General features: G+C 32.3%; 7 protein-coding genes. 2 read left to right on the top strand and 5 right to left on the bottom strand.

Features of this window, described 5'->3' with window-relative positions; translation table 11 throughout:
- From ACFQ1U_RS04390 to ACFQ1U_RS04380, 3 genes are all read right to left on the bottom strand, one after another.
- The coding region (locus tag ACFQ1U_RS04390; RefSeq protein WP_449343022.1) for a PKD domain-containing protein at positions 1 to 4,561 on the bottom strand (4,561 nt) is incomplete at its 3' end.
- A 329-nt stretch (positions 4,562 to 4,890) separates the two neighbouring features.
- Positions 4,891 to 5,310: a response regulator gene (locus tag ACFQ1U_RS04385; RefSeq protein WP_386105727.1), complete on the bottom strand. Its 420-nt coding sequence runs from the start codon at positions 5,308 to 5,310 to the stop codon at positions 4,891 to 4,893.
- A gap of 25 nt (positions 5,311 to 5,335) precedes the next feature.
- A complete protein-coding gene (locus tag ACFQ1U_RS04380; RefSeq protein ID WP_386105725.1) occupies positions 5,336 to 9,361 on the bottom strand; it encodes a chemotaxis protein CheB in 4,026 nt (1,341 codons plus the stop codon).
- Positions 9,362 to 9,662: 301 nt separating this feature from the next.
- On the opposite strand from ACFQ1U_RS04380, the gene ACFQ1U_RS04375 reads away from it, so the two are divergent.
- Positions 9,663 to 11,504 (top strand): cystathionine beta-synthase, encoded by a 1,842-nt coding sequence (locus tag ACFQ1U_RS04375; protein ID WP_386105723.1) that lies wholly within the window; start codon positions 9,663 to 9,665, stop codon positions 11,502 to 11,504.
- A gap of 90 nt (positions 11,505 to 11,594) precedes the next feature.
- Here ACFQ1U_RS04375 and ACFQ1U_RS04370 read toward each other — a convergent pair whose 3' ends face one another.
- On the bottom strand, positions 11,595 to 13,979 hold the full coding sequence (locus tag ACFQ1U_RS04370; protein ID WP_386105721.1) for a TonB-dependent receptor domain-containing protein: 2,385 nt from the start codon (positions 13,977 to 13,979) through the stop codon (positions 11,595 to 11,597).
- A gap of 181 nt (positions 13,980 to 14,160) precedes the next feature.
- Between ACFQ1U_RS04370 and ACFQ1U_RS04365 the strand changes: the two genes are divergently transcribed.
- Entirely contained in the window at positions 14,161 to 15,129 is a 969-nt protein-coding gene (locus ACFQ1U_RS04365) for an AraC family transcriptional regulator (protein WP_386105719.1), read from the top strand.
- Positions 15,130 to 15,140: 11 nt separating this feature from the next.
- Here the strand turns inward: ACFQ1U_RS04365 and ACFQ1U_RS04360 are convergent, their stop codons facing one another.
- Positions 15,141 to 15,518 (bottom strand): Fur family transcriptional regulator, encoded by a 378-nt coding sequence (locus tag ACFQ1U_RS04360; protein WP_386105716.1) that lies wholly within the window; start codon positions 15,516 to 15,518, stop codon positions 15,141 to 15,143.
- Positions 15,519 to 15,563: the final 45 nt, after the last annotated feature.

Below are 15,563 nucleotides of genomic sequence, written 5' to 3'. Positions count from 1 at the left end.
TGCCTGTTATCGCTGCATTATTTACATACTCATTTGCCGCACCTGTTGGGGCATTTACAATTACTTGATACGTTAGGGTTAAAGTAGCTCCATTGGCAATTGATAAACCAGACCATGAAATTTTATTACTTCCTGAGTCATAAGAACCTCCATTACTAACAGAAGCCGGTACTAAAGTGTAGCCAATTGGTAAAATGTCTACAACACTAACCCCTGATGCATTAGAATTTGTTGAACTTGTGTTATTATTAAAAATGGATACAGAGAATGTAACAGTATCGCCAACAGTAATAGTTGCAGGTGAAAATGATTTTGTTAATTCTAAATCCGCGTGTGGTAAAATATTAATAGTAACCTGGTCTGATACAGGTGGACATGTTCCGTTTGAAACTGTCCATTCGAAAATATAAGATCCAACAGTTGTTCCGGTAACTGTTGTATTCGGATCATTTTGATTGGTAAACCCGACTGTAGATGGACCCGATACCTGGCTCCAAACACTACTTCCAACAGTTGCTGGAGTAGCCCCTAAAACTAAGTTTTCAAATTCTGCTATTGTTTGATCTGGACCTGCTTCTGCAGTGATAGGATCACTTACAACTTCAACCACAACATTGTCACTAAAAGAACAACCATCATTATTTGTAGTTGTAGTTGTCCACATAAATTCATGGATACCTGGTGTTAAATCTAAAATTAAAGAATTTGGATTATTTGGAGCTGTAATAACTGGGGTAGTTCCGCTTGTAGTAGATACTAAAGTCCATGTTCCTACTCCTGAACTTACAGGTGTGGCTTGAAGCCTAGTGTCCGAGGCGTCACATAATAACTGATCAGGACCAGCATAGGCTTCTGTTGGAGGAACATCATTAAATGTTATAGAAACGGTATCTGATTGTGGAGCACATAAAGATCCTCCTGCAAATGGTCCATTACTAACCGTCCATGTTAACTCATAGGTCCCTACCTCTATGTTAGATAAACTAGTTTGAGGATTGTTTGGATTATCAATGGTTGTTGATGCACCTACAGGTGCACTTGTTATTGACCAAACACCAACACCGTGCGTTGGAGCTGTTGCATTTGTTAAAAAATCTAGTTGACATGCAGCTGTTTGATCTGCACCAGCATTTACTGGTGAAGGAGCTTCAAAAACTTCAATTCTTACAACATCTGCCAACTTTACACAATTACCATTACTAAAAGTCCATTCGAAAATATAAATCCCCGGAGTTGACAACCCAGTAATTGTTGTATTCTCAGAATTTGGATTTGTTATAACTGCTGAGTTTCCTGAAGGAGCTAAAGTTAATACCCATTCAGCAGTTGTGCCATCTGCTGGAGGTGTATTACCATTCATTACTACTGTAGTTGAATCTGCATTACATACATCTTGGTCAGCACCTGCATCTGGATCATAACTCGGCGTCCCACTAACTACAATCTGAACGGTGTCTGAATTCCCTATACATGTGCCTCCAGATGCAAAAGTGTAATCATCTGTTGTATATTGAAACTCATACGTTCCTACTCCACTGGTTGAAATATCTACATTAGCAGTTGGTCCGTTTGCTGGTGATTGAGATATCACCGCACCGGCTGGTCCTGAAATTTGAGTCCAAGTACCCGTTGAATTTTCAGTAGCTTGAAGCTGAATACTAGTTACGTCACATAAGTTTTGATCTGATCCTGCTGTTGCTGGAGCATATACTTCGATAACTACATCATCAAAGGACTCTGAACACAATGGATTACCTAAACTAGTAATTGTCCATCTAAAAGTATAAGTACCCGTTGTTAAACCAGTAATATTTGTACTTGGGTTACTAGGGTCAACAATATTAGGTGTGTTGGGTGCGCCAGATAAAATAGACCATGAACCTATTTCTGAATTAGTGTTAAAACTATTTGCTCCCATAACAACATTCGTTGCATTACATATATCTTGATCTGGACCTGCGTTAGCTGTAGTTGGAGGGATACCAACCTCAATAGTAACTTGATCACTATCTGAAGAGCACCCTGCTTCAACAGTCCACTCAAAAACATAAACTCCATTAGATGTAAAACTTACAACTGCTGATGGATCATTAATATCTGAAAAGCTAAAACCTCCAGGACCTGAAACATAAGTCCAAGTTCCAGTTCCACCAGCTGACCCAGAGGCGGCCATGCTCACTGAACTTGCACATTGAGTTTGATCTGGACCTGCATTAGCTGAAGCATTATCAGCAATAGTTATTTCAACATCATCTGTAGTTGGTAAACATGTAGCTGAGTTATCATCAATTGTCCATGTGAACGTATATGTATTGTCACTAGGAACAGTTACCTGAGTATTAGGATCGTTTGCATTAGTAAAAATTACTCCAGCACTTGGCGAAACCGTCCATGTACCTGTTTCACCTGCAACAGTTGAATTTCCTGATAAATTGAATATTGTAGTACCAGATGGGTAACATGTATCTGGGCCTGCGTTAGCAACTGTTTGTGACGGTGTTGCTGTAGTGGTTACTGTAATATTATCTGGAGTAGCTGCAGTACATCCAGATGGGCCTGGACTAACATAATTTATTGTCCAAGTAAATATATATGAAGATGAGGGTGCTGTTAAACCTGTAATAACAGCATTAGGATCATTAATATCAGAAAAAGTAACAGGGTTAGGATTCCCAGGATCTTCAGTCCAAGTACCAATTTCTCCATCAGCTGGCTGATTTGCTGCCATGTAAGCAGGTGCATTATTACAAACTGACTGATCTGGACCTGTTGCTGATGTAGTTAAACTACTTCCATTTACAAATACAGAAACCGTATCTGGAGAGGTTGCACATGCTGATCCACCTCCTTGAATATCATATTGAAAAACATATTCTCCAGGCACTAAACCATTTACTGTAGCAGATACTTGATAAGGGTCTACAAATGATACCGTATTAGGCCCACTTATTTGACTCCAATAAGGTGTTCCTGCTGTTGGAACGTTACCTACTAAACTTGTAGTTGTATCCCCACATGATAAACTGAAATCAACCCCTGCATTTGGTTGATTAGTGTTTGCTGAAACAGTTATATTTATAGAATCAAAACCATCTGAACATCCTGTTGGTAATTGTCCGCCTTCTGATCTTACAAACTCTAACACATAAGTTCCTTCTTCCAATAAACTTATATTTAAATTATTACCTACAGAAGAATAACTTGTTGGAAAAGGAGCCAAAGGGGAATCTGAAGGTCCACTTGCTATTCTATACCTATTAGAACCAGAGCCCGTTGTTGTGATTGGTATACTAAAATCTGTTTGACCACATGCTCCAAAAATATCATCTCCATTATTGGCACTAATCGTTCTAGATGAACCTCTAAACCTAACTCTGTAATCTCTAAAGGTACTACAACCTGTGTTAGAATTTGTTAATGTATATCTAAATATATACGGATCATTTGCTGATGATAAATTTGTTACTAACGTAGATGGACTATTAGGACTTTGAATAACAGCCCCAGTACCACTTATCATGGTCCATGTTACTGTTTCCCCTGCAAACTGAGGTTGATCACCTTGTAATGTAATTTCTGAAATAGAATCACATAGATTATATTCTACTCTACTTCCAGATACATCTGTTACGTCTTGCGTAGCTGCAGGAACAGTTATTGTCACTTCATCTTCTGCATCGGCACAAGGTCCTCCAACGCTCCAACGAAGTACGTAGGTTCCTTCTATTAAACCTGATAAAGAACTATCTGAAGCATTTACATCTCCAAAAGTTGGAATATTTGGACCTGACACAAAACTCCAAACTCCCTGTTGTCCATTTAAACTACAGCCACCAAAAGTAGCGTTTAAACTAGTTGATGTTGTAGTTGTATAACAATTATCTAGTGTTTGATCTGTACCTGCGTTTACTGGTTGTACTCCTCCGTAGTTAGTAATTACTACTTCATCTTGGCTTGTACAACGTAAACCTGGTGCGTATTCTGGGCCTTCTATAAACCAAGCAATAGTTGTTGTTCCACAGTTATTTGAATTTAATGTTAAGGTAGTTGTTTCTGAGTTTGGAAAATCTATACTTACACCTGCATCATTTGCACCTACAATAATCCATCTTCCTGTTTCTCCACCGTTTTGAGGAGAATTACCTGTAACAGAAACATTTCCAGAGTTATCTGGACAATACTCAATATCATCACTTGCTTGCGCTTGGGTGATTGGTTGAACATTTACTGTTACTATTTGTGTATCTGTGGTACAATTGGCAGAAAACCTAAACTCGTAAATATTTCCTCCAACCATCCCAAAAACTGCTGATTGAGGATCATTTACATCCTCTATTACTACAGATGGGCCATTAATTTGAGTCCAAGTAGTTTGATTTGGTGGTGATAATGCCTGTCCGGTAAAATTAAAAGGTGAGCCTTCACATATTGTGAAGTTTAAATCTCCTGCGTTAATGGTACATGTTTGACCATAAGTAGAAATTGCAGTAAATAAACTAAAAAAAAATAACAGTGCGTATTCTTTTTTCAGCTTAACAATTTGAGAGTATTTCTTTCTCATAAAGTTGGGGTTAGTTATTGTTGATATTTGTTATAAACATAATTTTGTAAATTTACTTTAACAAAAACATGCTTGTCTTTTTACATTTGTTTAGACACGTTTTAAAATGAACAAAGTCACAATTAAACGTGTATATACTATTAATAAAATATTTAGAAAAAGAAGTATTTGTATTGAAAGGGACCGGGGATACAAAAACTTTATATACTTTATCTAGGTTGTGAAAATACAAATTAATTAACAAAAATTAACAGAATCTTTAAAAATTCATTAGTAAAAGTACGTTAACAAAAAAAGCTTTGACATATTACTATCAAAGCTTTATTTATTTAAGTTTTAAAATACTTAATTATAATATCTGTAATATATTTTTCTGTGAGTGGTTTATTTTTAAACTCACTAACTTCTTTGTAGGATTCTGCTCTTAGGCGATCATCCTCTATTAATGATGTGGATAACATGATAATTATTTTGCTATCTTTTAAATCGCTGGGTAAATCTTTATACTCTTCTAAAAAATCAAAACCATTTAAACCTGGCATGTTAATATCTAAAAAAATAAGCTCTGGTTTCGGATAGTTTTTATTTTTGCTATAATCTCCTTGGTTGGTTAAATAATCAAGCGCATCTCTGCCATCAGTACAAATCTGAACATGATTACATACCTTTAAGTCTTCAATAACCATTTTGTGAAAAAAATTAGTAGCTCTATCATCATCTACTAATAATATACAATTTAGCTTCCCCATTATTTTTTTGATTTAAAATCAATTACTAATTCATAAAATATACTTTAAATATTGTTCCTACTCCTACTTCACTCTCCACTTCTATTTTACCACCCATATTTTCTATGGACTGTTTGGTTAAATACAGACCAACACCGTTACCTGAAATATTACTATGCGCTCTTTTGAATAGACCAAATACTTTATCTTTATCTCTTTCTAGGTTTATTCCTGAACCATTATCCTTAACATGTAAACAGATATAATTATTTTCTATAGTAGTAGTTACTTCTATTTTTAATTTACGGTTGTCATCTCTATATTTTAAAGCATTACTTAAAAGGTTTTGCACAACACTAATTGCTTTAGACTTATTAAAACTAACTGTATTAGCTTGGCTGAAATCTGAAATTATACTGGCCTGACTGTTTTGTATTTCTGATAACAACCCTTGTTTAACATACTCGTAAACCTCTGCTAAATTTACATCTTCTTTTGTTATGTTTATTTCTTTTTTGGCTTTTACTACTAAAATTAAATCATTTATAGTTTGTTTGGCTTGTTCAATAGATTGCTCTATCCAATATAAAGCTTGCTGTGACCTTTCTTTTGTAATATCATCGTCTTTTCTCAGTAAACTTAAATAATTATCTATATTAGTAATTGGTGATTTAATATCATGTGTTGTTATATATGCAAATTGCTCTAGTTCATTAACCATTTCTTTAATAGATGTAATGTCAACGTGCGTCCCAACCATTCTTACAGGCTTACCATCTTCTCCCCATTCTATAACCTTTCCTCTGCAATACACCCAAACAATAGAACCATCTTTATGAAAATATCGCACTTCATTATCATACGGAAACTCCCCTTTAGTTTCAACATGCTTATTGAAGCTTTCCAGTACTAATGGCAAATCATCTGGATGTATGTGCTCTTGCCACCAATTTGGTGTATTTGGCACTTCATGATCTTCATAGCCAAACATTTTTTTGAAGGTAGGACTCATAAACTCAGTATTATCAGGAATATTCCAATCCCAATAACCTGCCATTGCTCCCTCAATAATGGTATTATACACATAGTTAGCTTTATTAATTTTATCTTCCGCCTCTTTTATTCTAGTAATGTCTGTAGCAACTCCAATTTGTTTAATTTTTTTAGTATCAGGTACAGTTTCAAATATGGTATCTTTAGTCAGTAACCAACGATATGTTCCATCTTTATGCTTCACCCTATATTCTAAATCTAAAACATCTTTTTTATCAGAATTAGCAACTTTTTCATGATGTTTCATCACCTTTTCAAGATCATCAGGATGGATTAATGTATCAATCAAGTCTCCTCCCAACGACTGTATTTCTTTTGCAGAATATCCTAAAACAGAATAAAGCCCGTCACTTACATATTCATTAGACATTGTTTCATGATTTAAAATATAAATGATTCCTGGCACAATGTTAGATATTTTCTTAAAAAACTTATTACTTTTATTTAACTCCAGTTCTAATTCTTTTAAATGTGTAATGTCTACAAAAGAGATTACAACTCCTTCATTTATAGTTTTAGCACTTTTAAAAGGATGTATTCTTTTTAAATACCATTTACTATCATTAATTTGAACTTCTTTCTGTAAAGTTTCTTGCTCTCTAATTACATAGATGATTTTATCAATCAACTCTTCTTGATTAACTTCTCCTAAAGTAGACTTAAAATGGGTTATTGGCCTACCAATATCACTATGAATAATATTAAAAAATTGTTTAACCGATGGAGAAAATTTTCTAATTTTTAAATGATTATCTAAAAAAATCACACCAATATCTATACTATTAATTAAATTTTCTAGATCATCATTTAATAACGCTAATTCTTCCATTTTTTCTTGATGCTCTGAATTTACGGTGTACAACTCTTCATTAACACTTTGCAACTCTTCATTGGTACTTTGTAACTCTTCATTAGATGCTAACAGCTCTTCATTAGTAGCTTGTAACTCTTCGTTAGAGGTTTCTACCTCTTCAATCATGGCTTGTAAATTAGCTTTTGTATCTACTAATTCTTGCTCCAGTGACATTAAACGCTCTCGCTCTATGTTGAACGTTTTGTGAGCATTTTCAATAACATTAGTATTGTCAACAACACTATCTAAACTTTTAAGTTCTTTAGTAAATAAAATTAAAAAAATCTTTCTGTAGGATGATTTAATTTTAACTGGTGATATTGATATATTAATAATATCGCCATTTAAAGCATTATCTGTAGAAACATTTCTGTAAACAACCTTCTTTCCTGTTTTTTCAACTTTTCGAATAGCTGTGCTTAGCGCTATTGAAATATGAGATGGTAACATTTTTAAAATGTTAAAAGACCTAAATCTTTTATTTGGTAATTGTAAATATTGTTTAAAGTTTCCATCGGCACTTATCAATTCAAAATTATCATCAACATAAGCACTTGCTGCTCCAAATTCTTCCAACAAAACTTCAGATAAAGTTTCTGATAATATATGCTCTATCCTAGGTTGACTTTGATTTTTGATTGGTAAACTTAAGGAAGAAAACTGAGTATTGTTTCTATTGTAATTATATAAATCTACAAAACGAGCAGGTTCTAAGTTTTTAAAAACCTTCCATTTTCGTGACAAAACAGCAAATGATTGATTTAAATTACCAATAGTTTCACTCGGCCCTAAAAACAAAAATTTATTAACCGAAGTTGCATAGTGAAGGTTTGAGAGTAGTTTTTGTTGTAATTGTGGCTGTAAGTATATCAATAAATTTCTGCAGGTTATCAAGTCCATTTTTGTGAACGGCGGATCTTGTGCTGCATTGTGCTGTGAAAAAATAATCATTCTTCTTATTTCAGGTGAAATGTGATATACTTCATCTTTTTTAAGAAAATACTTTTTTATTCTTGAAGCAGATAAATCAGCAATAATACTTTCTGAAAAAATTCCTTTATTGGCTTTTTGAATGGCACCCAAATCTAGATCTGTAGCAAATACTTTTACCTCTTTGTTAATTGCATTTTTCTCCATGTATTCATGAATCAAAATAGCTAAAGAGTAAGCCTCTTCACCAGTGGAGCATCCTACACTCCATACTTTAACTGGCTCATCTACTTTTTTGGATTTAAATATTTCTGGTATTACATTCTCATTAATATACTTGAAAGCATCATTATCTCTAAAAAACTTAGTAACACCAATTAAAAACTCTCTGTATAAAATCTCGGCTTCTTCATTATTTTCATATAGGTAATTTAAATAATGAGCGATTGTATCAACTTGATTTACACTCATTCTTCGGATAATTCTTCTAATTAACGTAGGAGGTTTGTAACTAGAAAAATCAATACCCGTTTTTTTATGTACAAAGGCTAATACCCTATTGAAATCTTTATCAATTAAAAACTTTCTCTCTTCTTCCTCGTCTGCATTTGATTTGGGATGATTGATAAAATTTAACAATTCAACAGGAATATCAGAAGTAGGCAAAATGTAGTCTACCAAACCTGTTGCTATGGCACTATTTGGCATCCCATCAAATTTGGCATCTTGAGGGTTTTGCACCATTACCATTCCTCCTAACTCTTTAATAGCTCTAATTCCTCGAGTTCCATCTGAACCAGTACCAGATAATACAATTCCGATAGCTTTTTTACCTTGATTTTCTGCTAAAGACTTAAAAAAGATATCTATTGGTAAGTTTAATCCACTACCTAACGGCTTATCTGTAAGTTGTAATTTACCAGCTACAAAAGTCATATTTTTTTTAGCGGGTATTAAGTACACATGACCAGGAAGTACTTTCATTCCATCCTCTGCTTCTTGGATTGGCAAATCTGTATTTCTTGATAGCAACTCTGCCATCAAACTTTTATAGTCTGGCGACAAATGCTGAATAATCACTAAAGCATGGTTAAAATCAGCCGGTACATTGTCAAAAAATACTTTTAACGCTTCCAAGCCACCAGCAGAGGCACCAATACCTACAACATGAAAATCAATTTGTTTATTATGATCTATTTTTTCTAGATCATTCTCAACTTGTTTAGATTTCGCCATAATTTAATATAATTCATCATTATTTAATTAAATAAATAACTATGAATTTGAATAATAGATTAAGTAATTTTAGATTTTAACAGCTAAAATACTATTATTTTTTGGTTTTAAAACGGTCTAAAATCTATTTTCCTTTGTTTAGTGTTTTTCTATTTAATTCTAAACAGAATAAAAAGTAATAATTACGTACAATAAAATCAAAACCTGTAATTTTGTTTTTTTAAACATTTAAACTGTAAAAGTTTCCACCTTTTTACGACAAGTTTACAAGGTCTACATAACTTTTAAAACATTGACTTTCATGCAAAAAAATATAATAAATTACCTACAAAGTGTTTTAGAGAACAAACCACAAGACTGGGTAAATTTAACAACTCACAGACTAGATATTTATAACGAATCTTTAGCTAAAGTGCAGTTTTTAAATGAGTTTGAAGACTTATTTTCTACCAACAATACCAAAACTGAAGCTTTAAGCCAACTACATACAGCTTATGATTATATTAGATTAGGGCATCCTTTGTCTTGTATTTTAGAATGGGCTTTAGGAAAACTAAACCATTTAGCTTCAGAAAACATTATTAGTTTTGACTCTAATACTGCACCAATTTTAGCAGTTTTACGTAAAAACTTATTTGATAAAAAAGAAACCCGAATTATTTACACTGATGCACTTCCAAATAATTTTAACGTTGATGTTGTAAAACGCGTTTATGGGTACGACTTTTCTATTGAAAAAATTGATGATATTTCAACCATCCCGCCTTTTAAAGGAAGTACAATTTTAGTACAAAACACTAAAGAATTAGGTATTACTAGCATACCTAACACAGTAGATTTTTTAGTAAATATTCATGGTACTTTAGGAAGTATACTGTTTGTTAACGGTATGCAAAATAAAGATTATGTTGGTGCGATACAACATGTAAGAAGGAGAGAAACCATTGCTATGACCCCTGCCAATTGTGTAATTGCTTTAGATGCATTGGTAGCTAATGCTGATATTAAGCAAGAGGCTGTGAACATAGATACTGCTAAACAAACGGTTTTTAATACCATTAAAGAAGTAACAGGCACTACTAATTTACCATTAGTTGCCTCAAGCGGTTTATCAATTCAATATGCCATAATGATGGGCTTACTTCAAGATGCCCAAGACAATTACCCTGACAAAGCTGTTAAAATAGTGGTTCCTCCTAACTGTTACGGTGGAACTAACGATCAGGCTAGACGCGTTGCTGCATGTTTAGATCATGTTGATATTGTAGATTTACCCGTTGATGGTGATAATGATATGGTACAAAGTATTCACCGAGTGTTAAATACTATTGCGGAACAAGATGCTATACCATATATTATCGCTGAAATACCAACCAACCCTCGTGTTGAAGTTCCTAATTTAAAAGACTTACAAGAAGCATTAAGTAAAGAAAGACTAACACCAAACGGAACAAAAGCCGTAGCTCCTGTATTTATTTTAGATCAAACATTTTGTCCTAATGTTCAATTTTTAGGAGAAAATGATATTTTAGCTGACATTAAAACCATATCATTTGCAAGCGGATCAAAGTTTCCGAGTGGAGGTAGATGTACAGCTGGATATTGTGTAGGTAATACCATAACTACCGAAATACTTACAAAAATAGCGACTCATTTACATATTTGTGATAACGAAGCTACTCCATTGCAATATCAAATTTTATCAGAACAATTGCCAAGTATGAATCAGCGTATAGCTGATGCATATAAAAATACCAGAGCTTTTGTTTCATATATAGAAGAAGTATTACCTGATGCAAAAATTAATTTTGTTTCTGAAGAATTAGCATCTCAAGGCTTTACACCATCAGTATTTTCATTAGATCTCCCAACCAAAGGTGATACTGAAGAAGAAAGAGAAACTTACAAACGTGCATTAAATCTAAAATTAATTAACTTAATGATTGGCACTATACCTAATGAAAGTAAGTTTTGTGTTAGTTATGGGCAATTGAAAGGTTGTTATTGGACTATTCCTGCTACCTCAACACAAGGTACCACTAAAGAAGGAGATAAAGACTATATTGTTCGTGCTTCTTTATCACCTAAGCTTGATTTAACATTACATAAACAAGTTTTTAAAGAATTTGTAGATAGTTTATAATACTAAAAAAAGCGTTACCTATGTAACGCTTTTTTCAATTTACAAATGCTCCTAAACAACTAGGAGCATTTATTTAATAACAAAAACTAATTAAAACTTGTACGTTAAATTACCATAAAACGCTCTTGGCATTTGTGGCGTTAAAGTACTCCATCCTTTATAATATTGTTCGTCTGTAAAATTGTTTACATTAATACCTACTCTAAACTTTGCATGATCATAATAAACACCTGCATTAAAAATAGTGTACGCTGGTATTGTAAACTCTCCTACATACGGATAACCTTCCATAGCATTATAATCTGATGCACCATTAAATCCAAAAGTACCTCCTAAGTTTTTAACGATTCCAGTGGTAAATCTATAATCTGCAAAAAAGTTATAAGTTATTTCCGCTCCAGCTTCTCCAAATCTTCTTCCAACTAAAAATGGCTGTGAGGGTGATGCTAATACTTCAGAATCATTATAAGCAATTCCTCCACGAACATTTAAACCATTTATTGGATATGCATTAACATCTAACTCAACTCCTTGACTGTTAATTTTTCCATCTTGTTGTTTTGTTGGGCCAAATCCTGTTACTTTATTATCAACCGTAATATTGTAATAGCTTAAAGTAGCTTCTAGTTTATTATTAAATATATTAGTTTTTACTCCTCCTTCATATTGATCTGCATTTTCTAAATCAAAAGATAATAAAACAGGTACAGATGGGTTTGAAGGATCTGCTGTTAATTCCGGATTTACATAACTAAACCCGTTTTGATAGTTTGCAAAAACCGATAATTTGTCAATAATTGGTTGGTAAACAATCCCTATTTTTGGCGAAAAGGTTTCTTTTACATAAGTTGTAAGATCGTCAGATGAGTCATTTTTATCTCCTTTATAATTGAATCTATCATACCTAATTCCTGCCATAACAGACAATTCTGGCAAAATATTTACAACATCAGATGCATATACACTAAATATATTTTGGTTTACATTGGTATTTGAATTACTTAATGAGCTTGTTGCTGCGTCTATTACTCCTGAAGTTGCTGTAACACCATCTAAAATATCACCTTGAGCTGTTAACGTATTAATATATGCGTAACCAGAACTTTGATCTATACTTTGTGTTTGTAAATAATCAAAACCAACTAAAAACCTATTACGTATATTTCCTATTTTTAAATCTCCAGTAAAGTTTTGCTGAACATCTAATGAATTCGTCTCTGCACTTGTTTTCTGAGCAAATATTTGAAAATAAGGTGTTCCAACAGGAGTTGCTCCAGAATAATCTGCAAAATTCCATAAGTAAGAATAGTAACCGCTAGACTTGGCGTTACCCGTAGAAAAAATAGTTTGTGAATTAATATTATCTGAAACTTTATAAACAGCTTCAGCACGTAAATTTTGCGTAGGATTTTTGATTGATACTGAATTATTGGTTAACGATTTATCATAGTTATAATTCAACTCATCAACCGTATTAAATGCTAAAGGTCCATATCTGTTAAAAAATAAAAAAACAGGGTTGGTTTGCTCTGTTGCAGATAACTCATAACTTACATTAAATGTTAACCTATCATTTACTTGATATGTGATAGACGGAGCCATAAAAACAGACTCATTAAATCCAGCATCTTGAAAACTATCTTCTGACTGGAAACCTGCATTAAAACGTAATGAAAACTTTTCAGATTCACTAGTAGTATTTACATCAAGTACCATTTTTTTAAAGTTGAACGATCCACCACCTAACGAAATATTTCCTGTTGTACCTTTCTTAGGTTTTTTAGTAACAATATTAATTAAGCCACCATATGAAGTAACAGTACTTCCAAATAAAGTTGCAGAAGGGCCTTTAATAACCTCTACTCTCTCTACATTAAAAGGATTAATAAAACCGTTAGTAACGCCTGGCATTCCGTTTACTAATTGTGGTTGGGTAGCAAAACCTCTTAAAGAATAATAACCTGCACCATCACCTGCTCTACCTGTAGATTGCCATAACTTATCAACACCTGTTACATTTTTTAAAGCATCTTGAAAAGAGTTTACGTTTTGTGAAATTAAAAGCTCTTCCGTTACGGTATTGTACACTTGAGCATTTTCAATATTTTTAAGTGGTAGTTTCGCTACGTAAGCAGATTTTTTTCTTGAAAATTTGTTTTGTCGAGTACCCACAACAATTTCTTCTAACAGTTCATTTCCTTCATATAAAACTATATTAAGTTGTTGTTTTGATGCTGATACTCTTACTTCTTTAGATTTAAATCCAACATAAGAAAATACTAAAACTTGATTTTCTTTAACATTAGTAAGTGTAAAAGCCCCGTTTACATCTGTTGAAACACCTGTAGTAGTGTTTTTAATTACCACGCTCACCCCTACCAAGGGCTCTAAATTACTATCTGTTACCAAACCTGAAATTTGTGCTTGAACAAGGTTAGCAATAAAGATAAAAACGAATAGTATAGTTTGTTTCATTTTATTTTTATTTAGACTGATTAAATATTACATTTGTCGGCAAATGTATCATCTAAAAACAAAATCGCAAACTTATTTAGAATTATTTTAAATAAAAGAAGTGACAATATTTAAGTAATGTAAAAATAAATGCTATTTCATTGATAAAAAGACGTAAGTAGACTTAAAAAAGACGTTATCCATGCATACTCATGAAATTATTATATCAAAATCTATAGAAATAGGTTTTGAACAAATACTTACTTTACAACATAAAAACGAACACTGTGGCTTAATTGAGAAAACATATAGTGTTAAGCAAAATTTTGGTGTTGGCGAAGTAATTATTCTTGAGTTTAAAGGGATTTTTATAAAACATATTCAAATAAATTTAGATAAGAACATTCGGTTTAGAGGTAAACAAACAACAGATGCATTAATATTCTCATCTTTATTTAATGGTGTTAAAGAGATTAATGTACCTAAAGAAAGTATTCATTTAATACAAGAAAAAAACGAAGGATATATATCTTTTGTTAAAGAAGTTCATGGATCCGTTGAATATGCCAAAGATCAATTAATAAACGAGGTTGTTATCAAACTTAGTCATGAGTTTATTAAAAAACATCAGTTAGATTTATTACTCCCTATTACCGATAAATTTTCAATACATGAGTTTGAAAACAATTATATTCAATATTTAGACTTGAGTGCTATTGAAATTATAAACAATATAGTGAGCAATGATAAAAAGGGACTTTTAAAAAGATTGTATTTAGAATCTAAAATTTTAGAATTATTATCTACCAAGTTATTAAACAGATCACAAAACAGTGTTAAAAGCAATACAATATTAAAAAAGACTCATGAAGTTAAAGAACTAATTAACAAAAATTTAAACACACAGTTTTCAATCAAAGATTTATCTAAAAAGGTTTTTATGAATGAAACCATATTAAAAAAGGAATTCAAAAAGATATTTGGTTGTACTGTATTTGAATATGCTGTATCTGAAAGAATGAAAGCATCTAAAAAACTATTAATGTATACAGATAAGCCTATTTACGAAATTGCTGATTTAGTTGGATATAAAAATGCTACTCATTTTTCTGCAGCATTTAAAAAGCATGAAAACACAACACCAAAACAATTTCGTAAACAGCATAGTTAAACTTAAAAATATTACAAACAGTCCTTACAAGTACCTATAAGTAATAAATTTACTGTTTCTATTTTATATCCATCAATTTCAGGAAATTTATAATTCACCTCAAGACAATTTGTATTTCCGCACCTTACACACTGAAAATGCGGATGAACATCTTTATGAGCATGATGTGTGCAATTATTACATTTTGCATACCATTTAATTCCGCTTTCTCCTATAAAAGAATGTACTACACCATCATCTTCTAAACGTTCTAAAACTCTGTAAATTGTGGTTTTGTTCATTTCATCACCTAACTTCTTAATAAGTTCTGTAACTGAAATTGCTCCCTGTTTTTGCTCAAATTCATTTAAAATTAAAGCTAATGATTTTGTTTTTCTCTGAATTCCCATAATATAAATCACAACTTTGTTGCAATTACAAATTTAATAATTATA

The sequence above is a fragment of the Tenacibaculum geojense genome, assembly GCF_042676005.1.
Taxonomy (GTDB): Bacteria; Bacteroidota; Bacteroidia; order Flavobacteriales; family Flavobacteriaceae; genus Polaribacter; species Polaribacter geojense.
This window is presented reverse-complemented; position numbering and strand designations above follow the sequence as displayed.

Bases quoted from the DNA above. Each gene is read 5' to 3' on its own strand.
- ACFQ1U_RS04385 (WP_386105727.1), bottom strand. From the start codon at position 5,310: ATGGGGAAGCTAAATTGTATATTATTAGTAGATGATGATAGAGCTACT.
- ACFQ1U_RS04380 (WP_386105725.1), bottom strand. From the start codon at position 9,361: ATGGCGAAATCTAAACAAGTTGAGAATGATCTAGAAAAAATAGATCAT.
- ACFQ1U_RS04375 (WP_386105723.1), top strand. From the start codon at position 9,663: ATGCAAAAAAATATAATAAATTACCTACAAAGTGTTTTAGAGAACAAA.
- ACFQ1U_RS04370 (WP_386105721.1), bottom strand. From the start codon at position 13,979: ATGAAACAAACTATACTATTCGTTTTTATCTTTATTGCTAACCTTGTT.
- ACFQ1U_RS04365 (WP_386105719.1), top strand. From the start codon at position 14,161: ATGCATACTCATGAAATTATTATATCAAAATCTATAGAAATAGGTTTT.
- ACFQ1U_RS04360 (WP_386105716.1), bottom strand. From the start codon at position 15,518: ATGGGAATTCAGAGAAAAACAAAATCATTAGCTTTAATTTTAAATGAA.